18 protein-coding genes and 3 pseudogenes are annotated in these 21,504 nt (G+C 61.8%); 11 read left to right on the plus strand and 10 right to left on the minus strand.

All coding sequences use genetic code 11. The annotated features are described in order from the left end of the window. Positions 1–126: 126 nt before the first annotated feature. The 5 genes and pseudogenes from HNO86_RS12175 to HNO86_RS12200 all read right to left on the minus strand — a co-directional run bounded on the left by HNO86_RS12175 (position 127) and on the right by HNO86_RS12200 (position 6,136). A complete protein-coding gene (locus HNO86_RS12175; RefSeq protein ID WP_175377202.1) occupies positions 127–1,410 on the minus strand; it encodes an FAD-binding oxidoreductase in 1,284 nt (427 codons plus the stop codon). 71 nt (positions 1,411–1,481) lie between these two features. Continuing rightward, positions 1,482–2,846, minus strand: coding sequence for a glutamine synthetase family protein (locus tag HNO86_RS12180; RefSeq protein WP_175377203.1), 1,365 nt, complete (start codon positions 2,844–2,846; stop codon positions 1,482–1,484). Positions 2,847–3,460: 614 nt separating this feature from the next. Next, positions 3,461–4,801 (minus strand): chromate efflux transporter, encoded by a 1,341-nt coding sequence (chrA, locus tag HNO86_RS12185; protein ID WP_175377204.1) that lies wholly within the window; start codon positions 4,799–4,801, stop codon positions 3,461–3,463. Between the two features lie 167 nt (positions 4,802–4,968). Beyond that, positions 4,969–5,106: pseudogene (moaC, locus tag HNO86_RS12195) on the minus strand (cyclic pyranopterin monophosphate synthase MoaC); the annotation flags it as partial. Positions 5,107–5,245: 139 nt separating this feature from the next. Further along, a complete protein-coding gene (locus tag HNO86_RS12200) occupies positions 5,246–6,136 on the minus strand; it encodes a LysR family transcriptional regulator (protein WP_175377205.1) in 891 nt (296 codons plus the stop codon). A gap of 295 nt (positions 6,137–6,431) precedes the next feature. Here HNO86_RS12200 and moaB point away from each other — a divergent pair, with 295 nt between their 5' ends. Both moaB and HNO86_RS12210 read left to right on the plus strand, forming a co-directional pair. Beyond that, positions 6,432–6,971 carry a molybdenum cofactor biosynthesis protein B gene (gene moaB / locus HNO86_RS12205; protein WP_175377206.1) on the plus strand — a complete coding sequence of 180 codons (540 nt, stop codon included), beginning with the start codon at positions 6,432–6,434 and terminating at the stop codon, positions 6,969–6,971. Beyond that, positions 6,968–7,174 (plus strand): annotated as a pseudogene (locus HNO86_RS12210) (molybdopterin molybdenumtransferase MoeA); the annotation flags it as partial. The gene moaB and the pseudogene HNO86_RS12210, both read left to right, overlap by 4 nt. A 257-nt stretch (positions 7,175–7,431) precedes the next feature. On the opposite strand, the gene HNO86_RS12215 reads toward HNO86_RS12210, so the two are convergent. Together HNO86_RS12215 and moaA are read right to left on the minus strand one after the other, a co-directional pair. Beyond that, on the minus strand, positions 7,432–8,331 hold the full coding sequence (locus HNO86_RS12215; RefSeq protein WP_175377207.1) for a bestrophin family protein: 900 nt from the start codon (positions 8,329–8,331) through the stop codon (positions 7,432–7,434). A gap of 4 nt (positions 8,332–8,335) precedes the next feature. Then, on the minus strand, positions 8,336–9,334 hold the full coding sequence (moaA, locus tag HNO86_RS12220) for a GTP 3',8-cyclase MoaA (protein ID WP_175377208.1): 999 nt from the start codon (positions 9,332–9,334) through the stop codon (positions 8,336–8,338). A 334-nt stretch (positions 9,335–9,668) separates the two neighbouring features. Here moaA and HNO86_RS12225 point away from each other — a divergent pair, with 334 nt between their 5' ends. Further along, complete coding sequence (locus HNO86_RS12225) at positions 9,669–11,993, plus strand: FdhF/YdeP family oxidoreductase (RefSeq protein ID WP_175377209.1); 2,325 nt, start codon at positions 9,669–9,671, stop codon at positions 11,991–11,993. 293 nt (positions 11,994–12,286) lie between these two features. Here HNO86_RS12225 and HNO86_RS12230 read toward each other — a convergent pair whose 3' ends face one another. After that, the gene (locus HNO86_RS12230) at positions 12,287–13,138 is read right to left on the minus strand and encodes a CAP domain-containing protein (protein WP_175377210.1); all 852 of its coding nucleotides are present in this window, start codon (positions 13,136–13,138) and stop codon (positions 12,287–12,289) included. Positions 13,139–13,279: 141 nt separating this feature from the next. Between HNO86_RS12230 and HNO86_RS12235 the strand changes: the two genes are divergently transcribed. The 8 genes and pseudogenes from HNO86_RS12235 to HNO86_RS12265 all read left to right on the plus strand — a co-directional run bounded on the left by HNO86_RS12235 (position 13,280) and on the right by HNO86_RS12265 (position 20,172). Further along, complete coding sequence (locus HNO86_RS12235) at positions 13,280–13,897, plus strand: cell wall hydrolase (protein ID WP_175377211.1); 618 nt, start codon at positions 13,280–13,282, stop codon at positions 13,895–13,897. 109 nt (positions 13,898–14,006) lie between these two features. Then, a complete protein-coding gene (locus HNO86_RS12240; protein WP_175377212.1) occupies positions 14,007–14,747 on the plus strand; it encodes a glycosyltransferase family 2 protein in 741 nt (246 codons plus the stop codon). Then, positions 14,744–15,022, plus strand: a complete 279-nt coding sequence (locus HNO86_RS12245; RefSeq protein WP_175377213.1) for a lipid-A-disaccharide synthase N-terminal domain-containing protein — start codon at positions 14,744–14,746, stop codon at positions 15,020–15,022. The genes HNO86_RS12240 and HNO86_RS12245 overlap by 4 nt, the downstream gene beginning before the upstream one ends. A gap of 3 nt (positions 15,023–15,025) precedes the next feature. After that, the gene (locus HNO86_RS12250; RefSeq protein WP_175377214.1) at positions 15,026–16,558 is read left to right on the plus strand and encodes a glycosyltransferase family 39 protein; all 1,533 of its coding nucleotides are present in this window, start codon (positions 15,026–15,028) and stop codon (positions 16,556–16,558) included. Between the two features lie 344 nt (positions 16,559–16,902). Then, complete coding sequence (locus HNO86_RS12255) at positions 16,903–17,415, plus strand: DoxX family protein (RefSeq protein ID WP_175377215.1); 513 nt, start codon at positions 16,903–16,905, stop codon at positions 17,413–17,415. 477 nt (positions 17,416–17,892) lie between these two features. Further along, positions 17,893–18,171: pseudogene (locus HNO86_RS30565) on the plus strand (methyl-accepting chemotaxis protein); the annotation flags it as partial. Positions 18,172–18,210: 39 nt separating this feature from the next. Further along, positions 18,211–18,588, plus strand: coding sequence for a CZB domain-containing protein (locus tag HNO86_RS30570; RefSeq protein ID WP_256672626.1), 378 nt, complete (start codon positions 18,211–18,213; stop codon positions 18,586–18,588). Positions 18,589–18,669: 81 nt separating this feature from the next. Further along, positions 18,670–20,172 (plus strand): aldehyde dehydrogenase family protein, encoded by a 1,503-nt coding sequence (locus HNO86_RS12265; RefSeq protein WP_175377217.1) that lies wholly within the window; start codon positions 18,670–18,672, stop codon positions 20,170–20,172. A gap of 51 nt (positions 20,173–20,223) precedes the next feature. On the opposite strand, the gene HNO86_RS12270 is transcribed toward HNO86_RS12265, so the two are convergent. Beyond that, on the minus strand, positions 20,224–20,883 hold the full coding sequence (locus tag HNO86_RS12270) for a carbonic anhydrase (protein WP_175377218.1): 660 nt from the start codon (positions 20,881–20,883) through the stop codon (positions 20,224–20,226). A 59-nt stretch (positions 20,884–20,942) separates the two neighbouring features. Continuing rightward, a complete protein-coding gene (cynS, locus tag HNO86_RS12275) occupies positions 20,943–21,410 on the minus strand; it encodes a cyanase (RefSeq protein WP_175377219.1) in 468 nt (155 codons plus the stop codon). Positions 21,411–21,504 lie beyond the last annotated feature (94 nt).

Below are 21,504 nucleotides of genomic sequence, written 5' to 3' on the forward strand. Positions count from 1 at the left end.
CTCCGGCGTTTGCCAAAGGGAGTCGGCCGCCAGGCCGAAACAAAGAAAGCGGCCGTTACCGCAGCATCGGATATGCCCGCAATCAAAAGCTCGCGAGCAGGCTCGCTCCTACAGTAGCGGGCCGTATCAGCGCAACCGCTCAAGCATCTGGTAATACCACATCCCCGCCGCCAACATCGGATTACCCAACAAATCCCCCATCGGCACACGAATATGCTGACAGGCAGCGAAAGTGTCGAACTGCTGCAACTGCCCAGTGATCGCCCGCCCCATGATTTCACCCATGATGTGCGTGGTGGCGATGCCGTGACCGGAGTAACCCTGGCAGTACCAGACGTTATCCGACAGCTTGCCCAACTGCGGAATGCGATTGATGACGATGCCCATCGCGCAACTCCACTGGTAGTCGATAGCCACACCCTTGAGCGCCGGGAAAGTGCGCTCGATGCACGGGCGCAATTCAGCCGCGATGTCTCGCGAATCCTTGCCGCTGTAGTTGGCGCCACCGCCGAACAACAGGCGGCCGTCGGCGGTCAGGCGGTAGTAGTCGAGCACGAAACGACAGTCGTACACCGCCAGATCTTCCGGGTTGATCTCCCCGGCCAGATCCCCCAGCGGTGCGGTGGTGACGATGCCGCCCATGGCCGGGAAGATCTTGCCCTTCAGCTGGCCGGGTTCGAGCTTGTGATAGACATCGCCGGCCAGCAGCACCTGATTGGCATCGATGCGACCGTGAGCGGTGCGCACCCCCGGCGTCGGCCCGTGGATGATCTCCAGCACTTCGCTGTTCTCGAAAATCAGCGCCCCGAGACTTTCTGCCGCCCGCGCTTCACCGATGCACAGGTTCAACGGATGCAGATGCATGTTGCGCATGTTCTTGATCGCGCCGTGATAGAGATCGCTTTGCAGCAGGTCACGCACCTGGCTGCGGTCGAGCAAGCTGACTTCGTCGCCCATGCCCCGACGCACCGCCTCGTCGTAATCCTTGTGCAAACCGTCCATGTGGCTCGGCTTGTAGGCGGCGTGCAGATGCCCGTGCTTGAGGTCGCAGGCAATGCCGTATTTCTCGACCCGCTGCTTGATGATCTGATGCCCGCGCCAGCGCAGGTGCCAGATGAAATCGTCGACCTCATCGCCGAGGGTGCGACGCATCTGTTTGCGCATCGCTTCATCGCCCGACAGGCTGCCGGTGACCTGGCCACCGTTGCGCCCGGTGGCGCCCCAGCCGATCTTGTGGCTTTCGACGATGGCGACTTTCAGGCCTTTTTCCGCGAGTTCCACAGCGGTGGCGACGCCGGTAAAACCGCCGCCGATGATCACCACGTCGACCCGATGCTGGCCTTGCAGGGTGGGGTAGTCGGTGTCCTGGTTGAGGGTGGCGGTGTAGTAGGAATGGGTGCGTTGAATCATGACGGTATCCAGACAAAAAGAGGTAGTGAAACCAGTGAGGATCCCACTGGGATTGCGTGCATCCAACGGGCTCACGCCTGCGTCAGATACCACCGCCAATCCTGCTCACCCACCTGCGCCATGAACTGCCGATACTCCGCACGCTTGACCGCCAGATACACCCCCAGAAACTCCTGTCCCAACGCATCGCGCGCCCACGCCGAATTCTCCAGCGCCGTCAGCGAAGTCAGCCAATCGGTAGGCAGCAACTCCTTGGCCTGCGCATACCCATTGCCTTGCACCGGCTCCCCCGGATCCAGATCCTCGCGGATGCCCCGATGAATGCCCGCCAGGATCGCCGCGGCCGCCAGATACGGGTTGGCATCCGCGCCACAGATACGGTGTTCGATGTGCCGACTGTTCGCCGGACCGCCCGGCACCCGCAGGCTGACGGTGCGGTTGTCGACGCCCCAGGTCGGCGCGAGTGGCGCGTAGCTGTTGGCCTGGAAACGCCGGTAGGAGTTGGCGTTGGGGCAGAACAGCAACAGCGAGTCGAGCAGGGACGCGAGCATGCCGCCGATGGCCGTGCGCAGCAGCGGGGTGCCCGCTGGGTTTTCCGAGGCAAACAGGTTGCGGCCTTCGGCGTCGGCGATGCTGACGTGCATGTGCATGCCGGTGCCCGCCAGATGATCGAAGGGTTTGGCCATGAAGGTGGCCTGCATGCCGTGCTTGTGGGCGACGGCTTTCACCAGTCGCTTGTAGCGCACCGCCTGATCCATCGCCTGCAAGGCATCGCCATGTTCCAGGGTGATTTCAACCTGACCCGGAGCGTATTCGGAGATCGCCGTGCGCGCCGGAATGTCGTGAATTTTGCACGCCGCATAGAGGTCGGCGAGGAACGGTTCGATCTGCTCCAGCTCGCGCAAACCATAGACCTGGGTGTGTCGCGGTCGACCGCCGTCGGCATCCAGCGCCGGCTGCGGGCGACCGTTCGAGTCGCGCTTGGCATCGAGCAGATAGAACTCCAGCTCGCAGGCCATCACCGGGTGGTAACCCTCGGCCTTCAGGCCCTCGATGACCTTGATCAGCAGGTGACGCGGGTCGGCGATGCTCGCCGGCATGCCTTGCTCCGGATGCATGCTGACCTGCACCGCAGCGGTGGGAATCTGCCGCCACGGCAGGCGCACCAGGCTGCCTTCGAGCGGGTAGGCGCGGCAGTCGATATCGCCCACGTCCCAGACCAGCCCGGAGTTCTCGACGTCTTCGCCCTGCACGGTCAAACCGAGGATGGTGCTGGGCAGCGGACGGCCGCTTTCATACACCGCCAACAGTTCTTCGCGGTGCAGCAATTTGCCTCGCGGCACACCGTTGGCATCGAGAATGAACAGCTCGAACATCTCGATATCCGGGTTGTTGGCCAGAAAGTTTTTTGCATCTTCAAGGGCTGCGAATTTCATAAACGTCACTCACGTTGGCGCCCCGCGGGCGCACGGATTCAGGCCAGGACACGACGGTGGACACAAGTCGGGTGCGTGCTGGCAGCGATAGCGAAAAGACAGGGGCTCGAGCCGTTGGCAAACGGACTCAGGCGAGAAGGGAGCTATCCGGCGGACGTGCGGAGTGACGCAGTTTTGAACGGCTCAGGGCCATGGGCAGGTTGACGATGCGGTTCATGAGGCAATGCCGTCCTCGGCCCGCAGTGAGGCGGCCTGAAGCGAGACTTGATGCTCTGACGGTGCGTTGCGCATTGCTCATGTATCCAGCAGCGAAAACGTCGGAGGCCGAAGACCGGCCATCCGTGGGTGTCTGGATACTAGGGGGGAAAGGGGGCGGCTGTAAATGTTTGTTTTATCGAACAGGGCACACCCTGATACTAATCCGTCTATCCACCGCAGGACCTGTAGCAGCTGGCGAAGCCTGCGTTCGGCTGCGAAGCAGTCGCAAAACCTGAGTGCGAGGTCTGCCTGAAGCACCGAGTTGCCGATTTCACGACTGCTGCGCAGCCGAACGCAGGCTTCGCCAGCTGCTACATGGATCGCGCAAGCCTCCTTGTCGCAGGTTTGCCTTAGGCTCAACCGATAAGCTTCACCACCAACCCAACCAACCCACATCCAATCAGCACCTCAATCACCCCGCGCTTGAACCGCAACAACGCCACCGCAGCCGCAATCGCAATCAACAACGAAGCCCAGTCCAACTGCCCGCTGAACCCTTGCGGCCAGAGCACGTGGTAGGCGAAGAAACACGCCAGATTAAGAATCACACCCACCACCGCCGCGGTAATCGCCGTCAGCGGCGCGGTGAATTTGAGTTCGTTGTGGGTCGACTCCACCAACGGCCCGCCGACCAGGATGAACAGGAACGACGGCAAAAAGGTGAACCAGGTGACCAGCGTCGCGGCCACGGCACCTGCGACAAACGCCTGATCTGCACCGAACACCTGATGCACATAACCGCCAACGAAACCGACAAAGGCCACCACCATGATCAGCGGCCCCGGGGTGGTTTCGCCGAGCGCCATGCCATCGATCATCTGCGTCGGCGTCAGCCACCCGTAGTGCCCGACCGCGCCCTGATACACGTACGGCAGCACCGCATAGGCCCCACCGAACGTCACCAACGCCGCCTTGGTGAAGAACCAGCCCATCTGGGTCAGCGTGCCGTCCCAGCCGAACAGCGCAGTGAGCAGGGCCATCGGCAGCGCCCACAACAGCGCGCCGATCACCCCCAGGCGCAGCAGGTTCCAGCCGCGAAAACGGGCATGGGCAGGAGTGGGCGTATCGTCATCGATCAGGGCCGGGCCGTAGCTTTTGTTGGTGGTGCCGTGGCCGCCGGTGCTGAATTTATCCGGCGCCCAGCGACCGCCGAAATAACCGATCAGCGCCGCGCCCAGGACGATCAGCGGGAAGGGCACGTTGAGTACGAAGATCGCCACGAACGCCGCCGCGGCAATGCCCCACAGCCAGCCATTCTTCAACGCGCGCGAACCGATGCGATGCGCGGCCTGGACCACGATCGCCGTCACCGCCGGCTTGATCCCGTAGAACAGCCCGGCCACCACCGGCACTTCACCGAAGGCGATGTACACCCAGGACAAGGCGATCAGAATGAACAACGACGGCAGCACGAACAGCGCGCCGGCCATCACGCCGCCCCAGGTGCGGTGCATCAGCCAGCCGATGTAGGTTGCCAGTTGCTGAGCCTCGGGACCGGGCAGCAACATGCAGTAGTTGAGCGCGTGGAGAAAGCGTCGTTCGGACATCCAGCGGCGGCGCTCGACCAGCTCCTGATGCATGATCGAGATCTGTCCGGCTGGCCCGCCGAAACTGATGAAGCCGAGCTTGAGCCAGAAGCGCAGGGCTTCGCGCAGGCTGACGGGTTCGGGCTTTACGGGTTGATGGTCCGGGCTCAAGCGGAGGCTCCTGTGCTGGGGCGCTTTGAGCCAGAGACTTTAGCTAGGCTGGTGGCGCTTGCACAGTCGGCCTTGTACTGCACGAGAACCGCCATGCCTCAACCCCCGGTGACCGGTGGGAAAAAAGCGATCTCGTCGAAGTCCTCGATCGCCCGGTCGGTGTGGCACATGCGCACCCAGGCCTGGGCCTGGGCTTCACGTTGGGTCGATTGCTTGTCGCTGACATCGACCCTGTTGGCGTGGCCCTGACTATCGAGATGAGTCAGGCTACCGGGGGGTGAATCTTGATTATCTGCAGAGTGCATTGAAAGAGCCTCGAAGCGCTGGATTAAGTTCAGGCTACGGGCAACTAGTAAGTGCGTCCAATCGCTTGTTCCGATGTGCCGATTGGTGATGTCTATCGCTACAGACGAAGTTATGGTTTTTATAGTGATTTAATTAAGATCAAAGTTTGGGCGGAAATAAAAGTTTGGCTTCGGCAAAACACTTCTCGGCAATCGCCGAGCGCGGTTCGGTCTTGCGCATCACCAGGCCCAGAGGCGCGAGTACGCTGGCGTCCGGCAGGTCGATGAAGGCCAGGTGTTCGATCGGTTCTTCCAGGCCGCTGTCCAGCGGCATGACTGCGCAGCAGAAGCCTTCGTGGATGGCCTGGAGCAACTGATAGGTCGAATCGCTCTCCATGATCGGCTGCGGATTGAGGCCACGGCTGCGGAAGCTCAGGTCGATGGATTTGCGGTAGTGCATGCCGTTGCTGAGCATGCCCAAAGGCAGTTCGGCGGCGTCTTCCCAGCTCATTTCGGTGCCGTCGAAATGGAAGTGGCGGGTGTCGTAGAGCAGGCCGACGCGGGTTTCGCCGATCTCGAAGAACTCGAAGTAGTTGGGGTTGACGTGGTCCAGGTAGCACACGCCGAGATCCAGCTGGTTGTTGCCCAGGCTCTCGATGATCTGGTCGGAGCTCAGGGACGACAGGCTGAACTTGAGTTCGGGAAAGCTGTGGGAAAGGCCCTTGATGTAGCTCACCGGGTTGAAACTGCTCAGCGGCACCAGGCCCAGGCGCAGGTTGCCGACCAGTTGCCCCCGGCAGGCGGCGGCTTCGGCGAACAGGCCGTCGTGGGCGGCCAGCAGGGTCTTGGCCCAGGCCAGCACCCGTTCCCCGGCCTGGGTGAAACCTTCGAAACGCTGGCCGCGAGTCACCAGTTCCAGGTCCAGTTCATCCTCCAGGTTGCGCAGGCGCATCGACAGGGTCGGCTGGGTGATGTGACAGCGCGCGGCGGCCTGGCCGAAGTGGCGGGTCTGCTCCAGGGCGATCAGGAACTTGAGTTGTTTGATGTCCATGACGGCACCTGCTGATGGGAGAGGGAAGAGGTAAGTATTGTCGCGAGTGATCAGGACACAAGCCGAACGCTGTCCCACAGGTTCTGTGTTCGCCTCGAAGATCTCATTGTCCCGGGAGACCGTCCAATCACTACGTTTTAACGGGTTATCGATCGGCTCTATCATCGGTCGGTTTTAAATGCCCTTTACTTGATAGACAGGCTCGATAGTCCGGTTGGTTAGAGTGATTAGACAACGCTCATTGCACAGACTTAGTCTCTGAAAGTTATTTAATTCGTCACTGCCGGAGAGTCCCATGAGCGTTAAACCGGATGCATTGTTTATACCTTTGAATATTGCCGTGCTGACGGTGAGCGATACCCGTGAATATGCCGATGACACCTCCGGCCAGTTGCTGGTCAGCCGCCTGCTGGAAGCCGGGCATACCTTGAGCGAGCGCAATCTGCTCAAGGATGACCTGTACAAGATCCGCGCGCAGGTGGCGACCTGGATTGCCGACGACAACATCCAGGTGGTGCTGATCACCGGCGGCACCGGTTTCACCGGACGCGACAGCACGCCCGAGGCGGTAGCCTGTCTGCTGGACAAACAGATCGATGGTTTCGGCGAGCTGTTCCGGGCGATTTCCATCCTCGATATCGGCACCTCGACCGTGCAGAGCCGGGCCCTGGCCGGACTGGCCAACGGCACGCTGGTGTGCTGCCTGCCCGGTTCCACGGGCGCCTGCCGCACCGCTTGGGAAGGCATCCTCGCCGAGCAGCTGGACGCGCGGCACCGGCCGTGCAATTTCGTTCCGCACCTGAAAGCCGTGCAAGCCTGCGGGCCACGGGGATGAGTGCTTCGTCGCTGATGCCGGTGGAGGAGGCCATCGAGCGCTTGCTGGCCATGGCGGACGCGCAGCGTTTGCAGGACAGCGAAACGGTGCCGCTGGGCGAGGCCCGGTAACGGGTGCTGGCCAATGATCTGGTGGCGACGCTGGATCTGCCGCCATGGCCGAACAGCGCCATGGATGGCTATGCGCTAACGCTGGAAAAGTGGTTGAAGGTCGTACGTTGCAAGTGGGCGACACCGTGCGATTCATCCCGTTCAGTGAGTTGTTCTGACCCACACGACCCCCTGTAGGCGCTGCCGAAGGCGGCGATCTTTTGATCTTGTTTTTGAAGATCAAGATCAAAAGATCGCCGCCTTCGGCAGCTCCTGCAATGACCGGGGCGTTCACGGACTGAGTGTCCGACCATCACAGCGCCTTCGCGGGCAAGCCTCGCTCCTACAGGTTTAGTGTTGTGTTCGCGATATCAATTGAGCACAAAATCCACCGGCTCCAGCGCCGGCGGCAGCTCGGTCACTCCCAATGCGCTCAACACATCCCGCTCGATGCACCGCACGATGGCGTCGGTGGGCAGGGCGTGTTCGTCGCGGCAGAAGGGGTCTTCGAGTTCGTCGGCGATCGCGTCGAGGCCGAAGAAGGTGTAGCTGACGATCGCGGTGAAGATCGGTGTCAGCCAGCCCAGCGGCTCGGCCATGGCGAACGGCAGCAGGATGCAGAACAGGTAGATGGTGCGGTGCAGCAGCAAGGTGTAGGGGAACGGCAGCGGGGTGTTCTTGATCCGTTCGCAGATGGCCTGGGCGCGGGTCAGTCCGGTCAGGTGATTGGCCATCAGCGTGTAGCGCCATTCGCTGATGGCGCCGGATTCGTTGAGCGCCGAGCACTGCTGGCCCACGTGCAGCAGCACCTGACCGCTGACTTCCAAACTCATATCCTCGGGTTTGGGCTGCAACCATCCGGCACTGGCGGCCAGTTCGCTTTCCTTGCGCAACCTGGCATTGAGCGCATGGGCAAACCCGCACAGATTGCGCAGGATCGACCGTCGCTCAGCCACATCCTTGATCACCTGCGTCTCGCGAATCATCGAGCGAATCTCCACGATCACCTCGCCCCACGCCTTGCGCGCCTCGTACCAGCGGTCATAACAGGCGTTGTTGCGAAAGCTCATGAAGATCGACAGCGACAGCCCCAGCAAGGTAAATGGCGTGGCACTGAACTTGGAAAAATAACTCGGGTGCAAGGTTTCGATCAGGACGATCGCCGAAGCCAGCAGCGTCACCATCAGGGCACGCAGGGCGATGCGTTTGGCAATGGAACCCTTGAGCGACGTCAACACGCCGATCAGATTGGGTTTGGGTCTGACGATCATGGTTTCAGCCGCCTGTCATGTTCATGAAGCGCACGACCTGCACCTCATCGTTCACGGCAAAATTGTGCCGATAGGGCTTGAGTTTCATTGCCTCGATAATAGCCCGCTCCAGGCGTTCGGGCTGGCCGGGATGGCTGCGCAGAACGGCCTTGAGATCGGCGGAATGCTCGTTGCCCAGGCACAACAGCAGACGCCCCTCCACGGTCAGCCGAACCCGGTTGCAGGTACTGCAGAAGTTATGGCTGTGGGGCGAAATGAAGCCCAGACGAATGTGTGGCGCCTCGGCCAGCCGCCAGTAGCGCGACGGGCCCTGGGTCGACTCGGCGGAATCGATCAGGGTGTAGCGCTCGGCAATCCGCTCGCGCACCTGGGCGCTTGAGTAGAACGACTCGGCGCGGCTGTGCTCGTGAATGGTGCCCAGGGGCATTTCTTCGATGAAGGAGATGTCCAGGTTACGGTCGATGGCGAAGCTCACCAGATCATTGATCTCGTGATCGTTGCGGCCGTTCATCACCACGCAGTTGAGCTTGGTGTTGCGAAAGCCGGCCTTGTTGGCGGCATCGATGCCCTTGATCACCTGCGCCAGGTCACCGGTGCGGGTCAGCTCGCGAAAGCGTTGCGGGTCCAGGCAGTCGAGGCTGATGTTCAGGCGCTTGACCCCGGCCTCGAACAGCGGCTCGGCCATCTTGGCCAACTGTGAACCGTTGGTGGTCATGCACAGTTCGCGCAGGCCGGGCAGGGCAGCGACCTTGCGGCACAGCTCGACCACCCCCGGGCGGATCAACGGCTCGCCCCCGGTCAGGCGGATTTTGCGGGTACCCAAGGCGACGAAGCTCTGCGCCACCTGATAGATCTCTTCCAGGGTCAGCACCCGTTGGCGCGGCAGAAACTGCATGTCTTCGGCCATGCAATAGACGCAGCGGAAATCGCAACGGTCGGTCACCGACATCCGCAGATAGTCCACGCGCCTTGCGAACCCATCGATCAAGACTCGTTCCGACATGACATCCTCACTTGGCAGTGCACGTTATTCATGGAAATTGCGCTATTAACGGATTTATTGAGCGCAGACTAAGAGCAACTTCGAGGGCCGTCCAATCACTATTAATAACCGGTTGATCGACAGGCTCTATGATGGATTGTTTTCAAGTGAAAGTTGGTTTTTAAGTTTCATAACCTACTGAAAATAAACGATAAACGTCCGTGATAGAGCGTTTCGATAATGCGGTCATTAATAGCGATTAGACAATATTCGCAGCCGATTCATATCCTTCTCTCGCAGTTTGAACAACGACCCCGATCGGGTCGAAGCCTGTGTGCATTGTGGGAGAAGCAGCATGTCTCAAGTCGACCGTTATAAACCCTACAAAGGTGCCGCCGCCGGTTGGGGCGCGCTCATCGCCGTCACCAAAAACTGGCTGGGTAGCGAAAATGCCCTGAAGAACATCCGCATGATGCTCAAGACCAACCAGAACGGCGGCTTCGACTGCCCCGGTTGTGCCTGGGGCGAATCGCCGGAAAACGGCATGGTCAAGTTCTGCGAAAACGGCGCCAAGGCGGTGAACTGGGAGGCGACCGGGCGCCTGGTTGACCCTGCGTTCTTCAACAAGTACAGCGTCACCACCCTGTCCGAGCAGAGCGATTACTGGCTGGAGTATCAGGGCCGCCTGACCCACCCGATGCGCTATGACGCCAGCACCGACCGCTACGTGGAAACCAGCTGGAATGAAGCGTTCGCGCTGATCGCCAAGCACCTCAATGCCCTGGAATCGCCGAACCAGGCCGAGTTCTACACCTCGGGCCGGGCCAGCAACGAAGCGGCGTTTCTCTACCAGCTGTTCGTGCGCGCCTTCGGCACCAACAACTTCCCGGACTGCTCGAACATGTGCCACGAGGCCAGTGCCGTCGCCATGATCGAAAGCCTGGGTGTGGGCAAGGGCACCGTGGTGTTCGATGACCTGGAGCACGCCGACGCGATTTTCGTCATTGGCCAGAACCCCGGCACCAACCATCCGCGGATGCTTGAACCGCTGCGCGAAGCGGTCAAACGTGGCGCGCAGGTGATCTGCATCAACCCGCTCAAGGAGCGCGGCCTGGAGCGTTTCCAGCACCCGCAGCATCCGCTGGAAATGCTGCTCAACGGATCGGAACCGACCAACACCGCCTACTTCCGTCCGGCCCTGGGTGGCGACATGGCGGTCATGCGCGGCATGGCCAAGTTCCTCCTGCAGTGGGAGCGTGAAGCCCAGGCCACCGGCGGCAAGCCGGTGTTCGATCACGCGTTCATCCGCGAACACACCACCGGCATGGACGATTACCTGGCCGAAGTCGACGCCACCACCTGGGCGCACATCGAGCAACAGTCGGGCATGACCCTGGCCGATATCGAACTGGCCGCCCGCATGTATGCCCGCGCCGAGCGCGTGATCATGTGCTGGGCGATGGGCCTGACCCAACACGTGCACTCGGTGCCGACCCTGCTGGAAGTCATCAACCTGATGCTTTTGCGCGGCAACGTCGGCCGTCCCGGTGCCGGTCTGTCGCCGGTGCGTGGCCACAGTAACGTGCAGGGCGACCGCACCATGGGCATCAACGAACTGGCGCCGACCGAGCTGCTCGATGCCTTGCAGAAGCGCTTCGGCTTCAAGCCGCCTCGCGCCCATGGCCACAACACGGTAATGGCGATTTCGGCGATGGAGCAGGGCCAGTCCAAGGTGTTCATCGGTCTGGGCGGCAACTTCGCCCAGGCGACGCCCGACACCCCGCGCACCCACGCCGCGATGCGCAACTGCGAGCTGACCGTGCACATTTCCACCAAGCTAAACCGCAGCCATCTGGTCACCGGTCGTGAGGCACTGATCCTGCCGTGCCTGGGCCGCACCGACATCGACATCCAGGCCGAAGGCCCGCAAGGCGTCACCGTGGAAGACACCTTCAGCATGATCCACATCTCTCACGGCCAGCTGAAACCCAAGTCCAGACACCTGCGCTCGGAACCGGCGATCATTGCCGGCATCGCCGCCGCAACCCTGGGCAACCAGCCGATCGACTGGAACTGGGCCGTTGCCGACTATGGACGCATCCGCAACCTGATTGCCGACACCATTCCAGGCTTCAAGGACTTCAACCGCAAACTGCTGCACCCCGGTGGTTTTCACCTGGGCAACAGCGCGGCGCAGCGGATCTGGAAAACCGCCAGCGGCAAGGCGCAATTCGCCCCGTGCGTGCTGCCCGAGCACCTGATCAGCGAAGGCGTGCGCAACCTGCCGGTCAAGCCGCACCTGATCCTGCAAACCATGCGTTCCCACGATCAGTACAACACCACCCTGTACGGGCTGGACGACCGTTATCGCGGGGTCTACGGCATGCGCGACGTGGTGTTCGCCAACGAGGCCGATATCCGTCGACTGGGGTTCGAACCGGGGCAGAAGGTCGATCTGGTGGCGTTGTGGGATGACGAGCGTGAGCGTCGGGTCAGCGGTTTTACCCTGATCGCCTACGACATTCCCGCCGGCCAGGCCGCGGCTTACTACCCGGAGACCAATCCGCTGGTGCCGCTGGAAAGTTACGGTGATCGCACCTACACGCCGACCTCCAAGTTCGTCGCCATCCGGCTCGAACAGGCCAAGGCCAACAGCCTGATTTCGACCACCGCAGCCTAGTGCCGATCACTCAAGACTTTGTGGGAGATTCTATGTTGCAGGGGAACCCTGCAGCCTTAAATTCGGCTGGTATTCGCTCTGGTTTTTCATGAGTGCGAATGCCACCCGGCACAGCTTGCGGCGGGGATGAGTAGTCACTGATCCCCATTGACCGCATTTCTCCTGTAGGAGCGAGGCTTGCCCGCGAAGGCGTTGTATCAGTCACCATCAATGTTGACTGGTCAACCGTCTTCGCGGGCAAGTCGAATCGTCGCACCGCTCGCTCCTACAGGGGGTTGTTGGATTCCTGGTTTTTACTGGGCACCAAACATCGCCGTCCAATAAATCCCCGCATCGCTCTTCGGGTCGGTCGCATACGCCGCGCCCAATTCCTTGAACTGCGGGTTCATCAAATTGGCGCAATGCCCGGGGCTGGTCAGCCAGCCGTCCACCACCTTGCGCACGCTGTCCTGGCCGGCGGCGATGTTCTCGCCGATCTGCTGGAAGTCATAACCGGCCAGTTCCGCCCGGTCACCCGGGGTGCGGCCGTCGCGGTCCTTGTGGTCGAAGTAATTGTTGTTGGCCATGCTGCGCGAGTTGGTTTCGGCGGCGCTGCCCAGGGTGGCATTCCAGGCCAGCGGCGTGGTGGCGTTGAAGGATTGCGTCCCGCACTGGCGCGGCCGGGTGCGGGCTACGTTGACCTCGGCCAGAAGCTTCTGGCCTTCGGCCTGCCAGTCACCCAGACGCGCGCTCAACAGCGGCCGCGCCACCACGATGCGCCACTCGCGATCCTGGCGGCTGACGCCGACATCGACGAACTGCGGATCGAGCACGATCTGGCAAAAACTTTCCTGAATCGCCTTCATCGCTCCCGCCGCATCACGAGGCCCGGAGAGGCTGATGGCCTGCACGTTCTTCATCGGGTAACCGGCGGTGGCCATCGCCTGCTGCAAATTTCCGATGCTGGCGCCAGACAGTACCAGCCGAGGATCGGCGGCCAGCGGCGGCAGTTCCGAGGACACCTGGCCGGCGCAGCGCTGCAACTGGCTGCGGTAGAGGTTGATCGATTCGATCAGTTGCGATTCGTCGCTCGCCACGGCCGAAGCGGCAAACGACAGGGCCAGGGAAAACCCGGCGAGGCGCAGAGCGGATGAGACGAAATGCATGGAAATCCCCTTTGGCTGACTGCGCCCATGATGCGCGAAGTGACATCGTATAAGGCAGCGGATTCTGCGAAATGTTAGGACGTGTGTGCAATCATTTCACTACTACACTGAAGCGATAATTCCAACTGAGTCTTCCCCACCATGCGCCTGCCCTGGATTGCTGCCTGCTTTTCATTGACGCTGCTTGTCGCCACCGCCTTCGCGGCCGACGCGGAAAAACAGAAAGTCGCCGAAGACAAGGCCGAGGTGCTGGAGCAGAAGGCGGCCGAGAAGAGCAGCCCGGAACCGGTGCCGAAAACCGAAGCGATTACCCAGTCCGAAGTCCAGGCCGTGGACCCTGAGGGCTCCGCGCCGCTGGACGATGCGATCACCTGCATGGCTCGCTCCATCTACTGGGAGGCCAAGGGCAAGGACGCTGCCGACATGGAAGCGGTGGCCAACGTGGTGATGAACCGGCTTGGCAAAAAAGGCTTCCCCGATACCGTGTGTGGCGTGGTCAAGCAGGGCTCGGAAACCAAGAGCTGCCAGTTCTCCTGGTGGTGTGACGGCAAGTCCGATTCGGTGCAGGAAGAGGTGCAGTACGCGCTGGCCAAGGAAATCGCGCGCAAGGCGCTGAACAAACAACTGCCGGATCGCACTGGCGGCGCGCTGTACTTCCATGACCGCACGGTGAAACCGGATTGGGCCAAAGAGTACGTCAATACCGTGGACATCGGCCTGTTCCGCTTTTACAAGCCTCGTGGCGGCGATGCGAAGTAGTCGCATTTGAGCTGGAAAACCTTCGGTAATGTCTCCAGGCCACCGAAACTGAAATATTTCTGTTCTACAAGCTTCATGACATCAAAGGTCATAGGCAGAACAGGAACATATGAGCCGGGACATTTTCGTATCCGTACTGATTCCAGCGAAAAACGAAGCGAACAACCTCAAGCCCTTGCTCGAGGAAATACGCGTGGCCATGGCGGACGAGGTCTACGAGATCATCGTCGTCGATGACGGCAGCACCGACGCGACCCTGCAGGAGCTGCGGCAGATCCGCAACAATGGCCTGAACACCTTGCGCATCCTTCATCACGAGCGCTCGCTGGGGCAGAGCACCTCGCTCTATCACGCGGCCCGCGAAGCGCGGGGACAGTGGCTGGCGACCCTCGATGGCGACGGCCAGAACGACCCGGCGGACATTCCCGCAATGCTGGCGCTGGTGCGCCACGAGGGGGCCAGCGCCGACGTGCAACTGGTGGCCGGCCACCGTACCAACCGCCGCGATACCGCAAGCAAACGCTGGGCCTCGCGTTTCGCCAATGGCATACGCAGTCGCCTGCTCAAGGACGCCACCCCGGACACAGGCTGCGGCCTGAAGCTGATCGAGCGCGCGGCGTTTCTGCGCCTGCCGTATTTCGATCACATGCACCGCTACATTCCGGCACTGATCCAGCGCCACAACGGCCGCATGATCGTCCATCCGGTCAACCACCGGCCGCGCACGGCCGGGGTTTCCAAGTACGGCAATATCGACCGCGCCCTGGTGGGCATCCTCGATCTGATCGGCGTCTGGTGGCTGATCAAACGCACCCGCCTGAACACCCACGCCCAGGAACTGGAAGGATGATCATGACCCGCGAAGCCTTGTGGCTGGTGATCGGTTTCGCCGGGCAAATCGCCTTTACCGGGCGCTTCGTCCTGCAGTGGCTGTACAGCGAATACAAAAAGCGCAGCGTGATCCCGGTGAGCTTCTGGTACCTGAGCATCGTCGGCAGCACCTTGCTGTTCGCCTACGCCATCTACCGCCAGGACCCGGTGTTCATCGCCGGGCAAGCCTTCGGCTCGATCGTCTACCTGCGCAACCTGCAACTGATTGCCAAAAGCCGAAAACTCAAGGAATAGACCATGCGCCGCACCTTTACGCCCAGGGTCGAATGCCTGGGTCTGATGTTGCTTGCCCTGCTGTTGATCGGCGCGGGCCTGGGGTTGCGTTCCGCGCAGAACGTCGATGAAGAGCGTTTCCTCGGTGTCGCCCTGGAGATGTTGCACAACGGTTCCTGGCTGATCCCGCATCGCGCCGGAGAGATCTACGGCGACAAGCCGCCGATTTTCATGTGGACGGTGGCGTTTTTCACCTGGCTGACCGGCAAGCCCAACCTGGCGCTGTACATCCCGGGGCTGTTTTCGGCGGTGACGGTCACCGCCATGGTCTACGACCTGGGGCGCAGGCTGTGGAATCAGCGTATCGGTCGTTATGCCGCGCTGCTGTATCTGGCGACCTATCAGACTTACAGCATCCTGCGCACCGGGCAGATCGACAGCTTCCTGATCCTGTTCACCACGCTCGGGCTTTACGGGCTGGCGCGTCATCTGCTGCTCGGGCCGGCGTGGCGCTGGTTCTACGTGGGCTGTGCGGCGATGGGCATTGGCGTGATCACCAAGGGCGTGGGCTTTCTGCCGGCGCTGCTGCTGATTCCCTATGCCTTTGCTGCGCGCAAGGGCTGGCCGGGTGTGGTGGCGATGCCGGGGCAGGGGCGCAAATGGCTGCTCGGCTTGCTGGTGATGCTGGCGGCGATTGCGATCTGGCTGCTGCCGCTGGCACTGTCCATCGTCTTCAACGGCAGCCCGGATGAGATCGCCTACGCGCGGGAGATCCTGCTGCGCCAGACCGCCGGTCGCTACGCCGCGTCGTGGCACCATCGCGAACCGTTCTGGTACTTCTTCACCAACGTCATCCCGCAATACTGGCTGCCGCTGGTGCTGGTCCTGCCATGGCTGGTGCCGGCCTGGCGCCGGCAACTGCAAAAGCGCGAAGGCCGGGTGCTGGTGCTGCTCGGCTGGATCGCGCTGGTGCTGCTGTTTTTCTGCATCAGCGCCGGCAAGCGCAAGCTCTACATCTACCCGGCATTGCCGGCGCTGGCACTGGCCGCCGCGCCGCTGGTGCCGTGGCTGCTGCAACGCTGGTTCCGCCAGCGACCGCGCCTGCGTCGAGCTTTCCCGGCGATTGTTGCGACCTGGTTCGTGCTGTGGTTTGCCCGTGGCTTCATCGAGCCGGTCAAGGACGGCACCAACCCCAACCAGACCCTCATGGCCCAGGCCAACACCATGACCCAGGGCGCGAACCTGGTGCTGGTCAACTGGAGCGAAGGCCACTGGCTGTTCGCCCGCCAGCCGATCGTCCACTTCGGCATGCTCGACTCCACGGTGGAGCGCGCGGCGCAGTGGTTGCGCGAGCATCCGAAGGATTACGCGCTGGTGCCGGACGAGGTGCTGAACCGCTGCTTCAAGCCTGAGGCAAGCCGTGAGTTGGGCGAGAACTCGCGGGCGCAGTGGTCGATTGTCGGTGCTGATGCGGACAATGGTCAGTGCACCGGGCTGGCGAACGACAGGGTCTATCGGTTTGCGTGGGATGATCCGGTGCTTACCGGCAAACTGTAGGTGTTTTCACGCCCCTGTAGGAGATTGTGGCGAGGGGGCTGACCGCAAATTTCGCGTACACCCGCCAACCCTGCAGGAGCTGCCGAAGGCTGCGATCTTTTGATCTTGCCCTTTAAACGATCGCAGCCTCGTTTCATTCGACAGCTCCTACAGGGGGGCGGGGTTACGTATCACAGTGTGTACAGCCCCGTTCCTGACACAACAAACCTTCAAATCCCAGCGCATGCGACACATCGCAGATACACCGGCCTGATGAAATTCACTCATCGATTGGCCATGCCGATCATTGCGCTGACCGGGCTCGCTACGGCCCGACATCCCTGACTTGAAGGAGATCCACGTCCATGAGCACTTCGATTTCGACCGCCGTCAAAGGCCTGCACCTGAACCTTGACCGTGCCGGCGACTGGATTGCACCGCTGACCCTGCGGATTTTCCTGGCCTGGGAGTTCTTCGAATCGGGCCTGGAAAAATTCAACGGTGAAAACTGGTTCGCCGACATCCAGAACCGCTTTCCGTTTCCATTCGATCACCTCTCGGCTTCGCTGAACTGGGAAATGTCGATGTGGGCTGAACTGATCTGCGCCCTGGCCTTGCTGGTGGGGCTGGCCACGCGGTTTTCGGCGGTCAGTCTGATCGTCGTCACCATCGTCGCGACCGCCGCCGTGCACTGGCCATCCGAGTGGTCGAGCCTGAGCGAACTGGCCCAGGGTTACTCGATCACCAACAAGGGCTACGGCAACTTCAAGCTGCCGCTGATCTACCTGGCGGCGCTGGTGCCACTGGTGCTCTCGGGTCCCGGCAAGCTCAGTCTCGATGCACTGCTGTCGAAGCTGTTCTGGCGTCGCCATCAGTAATCCAGCAAGCGACTGGTCTGCTGTTAATTCGTCGAATTGGATCTTTTACCCGGCCCGGATGATTCGTATCGTCCGGGCTTTTTGGCGCTTTGCGCTCGGGGAATACAGATGAATTTCACATGGCGTAGGAAAACTGCCGAGGCTGCCAACGAGCCGTCAACGCCGGCACCGGTGCTCGCCAGCAGCATTGATGAAAGCCAAGTCGCGATCCGCAAGGCCGAGCAGCGCGACCGGGATTTCTTCCGTGGCCTGGCGCAGCACCTGCTGACTTGCGGCAACTCGTTGTCGCCAGTCAGCGATTCGTTCTCGATGCTCAACCAGCGCCTCAAGCTCAATCACCAGCGCGCCGAAACCGTGGCCCGCGCGGCCATCGATAACCGTGAACAGGTCACCCATCTGCAGGAGCAATCGCGGGTCATGGCCGCCGGGCTCGATGCCCTGGAAGGGGTGATCACCCATCTGGTCAGCCGCGCGAGCGAGATTGACCGCATCGTCGACCTGATCAGCGATATTGCCCGTAAAACCAATCTGCTGGCGCTCAACGCCGCCATTGAGGCTGCGCGTGCCGGCGACACCGGACGCGGGTTTGCCGTGGTGGCGGGCGAGGTGCGTCTGCTGGCGGAGAAGACGGCCGAAGCCACCCGGGAAATCGTCAAGGAAACCTCGGCGATCCAGCAGGAAATCAGCGAAGCCAAGCAGGCGATTTCGCGGCAAAACCAGGTTTCCAGCGCCTTCGGTGCGGTGATCGACAGAACCGCCGAGGCCATGGCCGGCATGTACGGCGAGGCGCAACAGATGCAACGGGACATCGACCAGTCGCACCTGTTGTCCAACGTGGAACTGGCCAACCTGCAGGAGCTGACGCTCAAGGTCGCGGTCTATGATCGTCTGCTCAACCCCAAGCCCCATTCGCCCCTGACCTTGCCGGATGAAACCCAATGCCTGTTCGGCCAGTGGTATTACGGCGAAGAGAACCAGACCCAGCAGCGCGATGCCGATTTCCGGCGCATGGAAGAGCCCCATCGTCGGGTGCACAGCAGCGGTCAGGCGGCGCTGGAAGCTCACGCCCGTGGCGAGCTGGAAGAGGCGCTGCGGCAGGTCGGGCAGATGGAGGAGGCCAACGCCGCGGTGATGCGCACGGTCAAGGGCCTGCTGCATTCGCGCCTGGCCTGAGGCGGGCCGTCGCGGGCGGGTGACGCTCCGTCACTTTTGCTATACATTTTCCGCCCGCCCATTGCATGGTGTAACCGCTTCATGTCTCTTGCGCTCGAACGTCTAGTCGCTGGCACGCCGATCCCTTTCGCCGGTAATCGTGTCACTGTGGTCAGCCCCGAAATGGCGGCTCGCTTCCAGCCCGGAGACCACCTGTTGGTGGAGCAGGTCAGCGGTGAACTGTTGTTGATTCCGGTGGCCGACCAGCAGGCGGCAGCGGTGGCGATCGAGCGAGCGCAAGCGGCGTTTGCGGCGATGTCGACGGTGTCCGATCAGGCCATCAGCCACTTCTTCGACCTGTTCGCCCAGCGCCTGGAAACCCCCGATTGCTGGGCCCTGATCGAGGCAGCCAACCAGGCTGACATCGAACGGGCCAAGTCCCGTGGTCGCTCCACGACACGCCTGCTCGCCGATGAACGCATGCGCCGCGACATGATCGCCGGGCTGCGGGCCTGGCGCGATGCGCCTGCGACCCGGGGCAAGGTGATCAGCTGCGTCGAGCACGACGGCTGGAAAGTCGAGCAGGTGGTGTCGCCGCTGGGCATCGTCGCCTTCGTCTTCGAAGGTCGGCCGAATGTCTTCGCCGATGCCGCCGGCGTCCTGCGCACCGGCAACACCGCCGTGCTGCGCATTGGCAGCGATGCGTTGGGCACCGCCCAGGCTATCGTCACCCATGCCTTGAATCCGGCACTGGCCGATGCCGGTTTGCCGAACGGCGCGGTGTCGTTGGTGGAAAGCGTCAATCACGCCGCCGGTTGGGCGATGTTCGCCGACCGCCGTCTTTCCCTGGCCGTGGCCCGTGGTTCGGGTCGCGCGGTGAGTCAGCTGGGCAGCATCGCGCAACAGGCCGGCACCGCCGTGAGCCTGCACGGCACCGGTGGCGCCTGGCTGATCGCCCATAAGGATGCCGATGCCACGCGCTTTGCCGCCGTGGTGCGCAATTCCCTGGACCGCAAGGTCTGCAACACCCTCAACGTCTGTCTGATCCATCGCGACCGGGCAGCCGAGCTTGTGCCGCTGTTTCTCGATGCGCTGCAACAGGCCGGCAAGGCGCGTGGCCAAGGCTGCAAACTGCATATCGTCGAAGGCAGCGAAGGGTTTTTGCCTGCGGACTGCAAGGACGCCACTGTCGAGGTGTATCGCGCCGAAGGCTATCAGACCGAAGCGCTGGCCGAGCCGCTGTCCGAAGAACAGTTGGGTCGCGAATGGGAGTGGGAAGAAACCCCGGAAGTCAGCCTGAAGATAGTCGACGACCTGGACAGCGCGATCGCCTTGTTCAATCGCTACAGCCCGCAGTTCACGGTGTCGTTGATCAGCGAAGACGCGGCGACCCAGGAGCGTTTCTACAACGCGGTCAACGCGCCTTTCGTGGGCAACGGCATTACCCGTTGGGTCGATGGTCAGTACGCGCTCAACAAGCCGGAACTGGGCCTGTCGAACTGGGAAAGCGGTCGGCTGTTTGCCCGCAGCGCGATTCTGTCGGGCGATGGTGTGTTCACCGTTCGCAGCCGCATGACGCAGATCGATCTGGGCGTCAAACGCTAAGGATGTCCTTTCGCGACCGCCAGTCATTGGCGGTCGCTGCCTCTGTTTTCCTTACGCCGCATTGACCGTCTGGGCGAACACCGCGCAGGTGTTCGGATGCTCGGCCAGCGACACGAACTGCCGGCTGCTGCCGTCCAGTGCGTCGATCGAGCCGGTTTCGATGTCGTACACCCAGCCATGCAATTTCAGCAGGCCTTTTTCCTGGGCCAGGCGCACGCTCGGGTGAGTCTGGATGTTGGCCAGTTGCGCGATCACGTTTTCCCGCACCATCGAACTGACCTTCGCCGCGTCATCGGTGTGGGGCCGCGACTCGTTGATGACTTTCGCCGACTCGGCGTGTTGCAACCAGCTGCCGACGGCGGGCAGGTGATCCATGCAGGTGCACTTGGCCACCGCGGTCATGGCGCCGCAATCGGAGTGCCCGCAAATCACGATATCGGTCACGCCCAGCACGGCGACAGCGTATTCGACCGTGGCCGACACACCACCCGGATGGGGGCTGTAGGAGGGCACGATGTTGCCGGCGTTACGGATCACGAACAGCTCGCCGGGTTCCTGCTGGGTCAGCAGTTCCGGGACGACGCGGCTGTCGGAGCAGGTGATGAACAGCGTGCCGGGGTGCTGGGTGGTGGCCAGGTGTTTGAACAGATCGGTGCGTTGCGGGAAGACTTCTTTCTGGAATTTCAGGAAACCGTCGATGAGCGCTTTCATGGGTGCGTCCTCATGGATGTGGGGGATTGGCCCGCACGAGGGTGCGGGCCGAATTCGACTCAGAACGGACGCAGTGGCAGGAACTTGCCGTCCAGGGTGATCACCGCGCGGTGACCGCCTTCCGGGTCTTCGACTTTCTTCATGTCGAGCTTGAAGTTGATCGCGCTGATGATGCCGTCGCCGAACTGTTCGTGAACCAGGGCTTTGAGGGTGGTGCCGTAGATCTGGATCATTTCGTAGAAGCGGTAGATGGTCGGGTCGGTCGGTACGCCACCGAGGCTGCCGCGCAGGGGGATGATCTGCAGATGGGCGACGTCGTCGGCATCCAGGTCGAGTTTCTCGCCGATGACTTTCGCGGCGCTTTCCGGCAGTGGGTGCTGGCCGAGGAGGGCGGCGGTGACGTAGGCCAGGCCGAGACCGGTGCCTTCGGCTACCTGTTCGAAGGACAGTTTTTTGCGCGCCTTGGCATCGAGGATTTTTGCGGTCAGTGCAAGGCTGGTGTCGTTGTAAGCGTGGGATTGCAGCATGGTGGATCTCCTGTTGCGCAAGGTTTTGCTTGGGTGTGAAGCCATATTCTTCCGATTGACCCATAGCGTCCAAGATCGATTTACAATGCAAAGC

The sequence above is a fragment of the Pseudomonas sp. C1C7 genome (genome assembly GCF_013359595.1).
GTDB lineage: Bacteria > Pseudomonadota > Gammaproteobacteria > Pseudomonadales > Pseudomonadaceae > Aquipseudomonas.

Excerpts from the sequence above, each read along its gene's own strand:
- HNO86_RS12175 (WP_175377202.1), bottom strand. The coding sequence starts at position 1,410 with ATGATTCAACGCACCCATTCCTACTACACCGCCACCCTCAACCAGGAC.
- HNO86_RS12180 (WP_175377203.1), bottom strand. The coding sequence starts at position 2,846 with ATGAAATTCGCAGCCCTTGAAGATGCAAAAAACTTTCTGGCCAACAAC.
- HNO86_RS12200 (WP_175377205.1), bottom strand. The coding sequence starts at position 6,136 with ATGGACATCAAACAACTCAAGTTCCTGATCGCCCTGGAGCAGACCCGC.
- moaB (WP_175377206.1), top strand. The coding sequence starts at position 6,432 with ATGAGCGTTAAACCGGATGCATTGTTTATACCTTTGAATATTGCCGTG.
- HNO86_RS12215 (WP_175377207.1), bottom strand. The coding sequence starts at position 8,331 with ATGATCGTCAGACCCAAACCCAATCTGATCGGCGTGTTGACGTCGCTC.
- moaA (WP_175377208.1), bottom strand. The coding sequence starts at position 9,334 with ATGTCGGAACGAGTCTTGATCGATGGGTTCGCAAGGCGCGTGGACTAT.
- HNO86_RS12225 (WP_175377209.1), top strand. The coding sequence starts at position 9,669 with ATGTCTCAAGTCGACCGTTATAAACCCTACAAAGGTGCCGCCGCCGGT.
- HNO86_RS12230 (WP_175377210.1), bottom strand. The coding sequence starts at position 13,138 with ATGCATTTCGTCTCATCCGCTCTGCGCCTCGCCGGGTTTTCCCTGGCC.
- HNO86_RS12235 (WP_175377211.1), top strand. The coding sequence starts at position 13,280 with ATGCGCCTGCCCTGGATTGCTGCCTGCTTTTCATTGACGCTGCTTGTC.
- HNO86_RS12240 (WP_175377212.1), top strand. The coding sequence starts at position 14,007 with ATGAGCCGGGACATTTTCGTATCCGTACTGATTCCAGCGAAAAACGAA.
- HNO86_RS12245 (WP_175377213.1), top strand. The coding sequence starts at position 14,744 with ATGATCATGACCCGCGAAGCCTTGTGGCTGGTGATCGGTTTCGCCGGG.
- HNO86_RS12250 (WP_175377214.1), top strand. The coding sequence starts at position 15,026 with ATGCGCCGCACCTTTACGCCCAGGGTCGAATGCCTGGGTCTGATGTTG.
- HNO86_RS12255 (WP_175377215.1), top strand. The coding sequence starts at position 16,903 with ATGAGCACTTCGATTTCGACCGCCGTCAAAGGCCTGCACCTGAACCTT.
- HNO86_RS30570 (WP_256672626.1), top strand. The coding sequence starts at position 18,211 with ATGCAACGGGACATCGACCAGTCGCACCTGTTGTCCAACGTGGAACTG.
- HNO86_RS12265 (WP_175377217.1), top strand. The coding sequence starts at position 18,670 with ATGTCTCTTGCGCTCGAACGTCTAGTCGCTGGCACGCCGATCCCTTTC.
- HNO86_RS12270 (WP_175377218.1), bottom strand. The coding sequence starts at position 20,883 with ATGAAAGCGCTCATCGACGGTTTCCTGAAATTCCAGAAAGAAGTCTTC.
- cynS (WP_175377219.1), bottom strand. The coding sequence starts at position 21,410 with ATGCTGCAATCCCACGCTTACAACGACACCAGCCTTGCACTGACCGCA.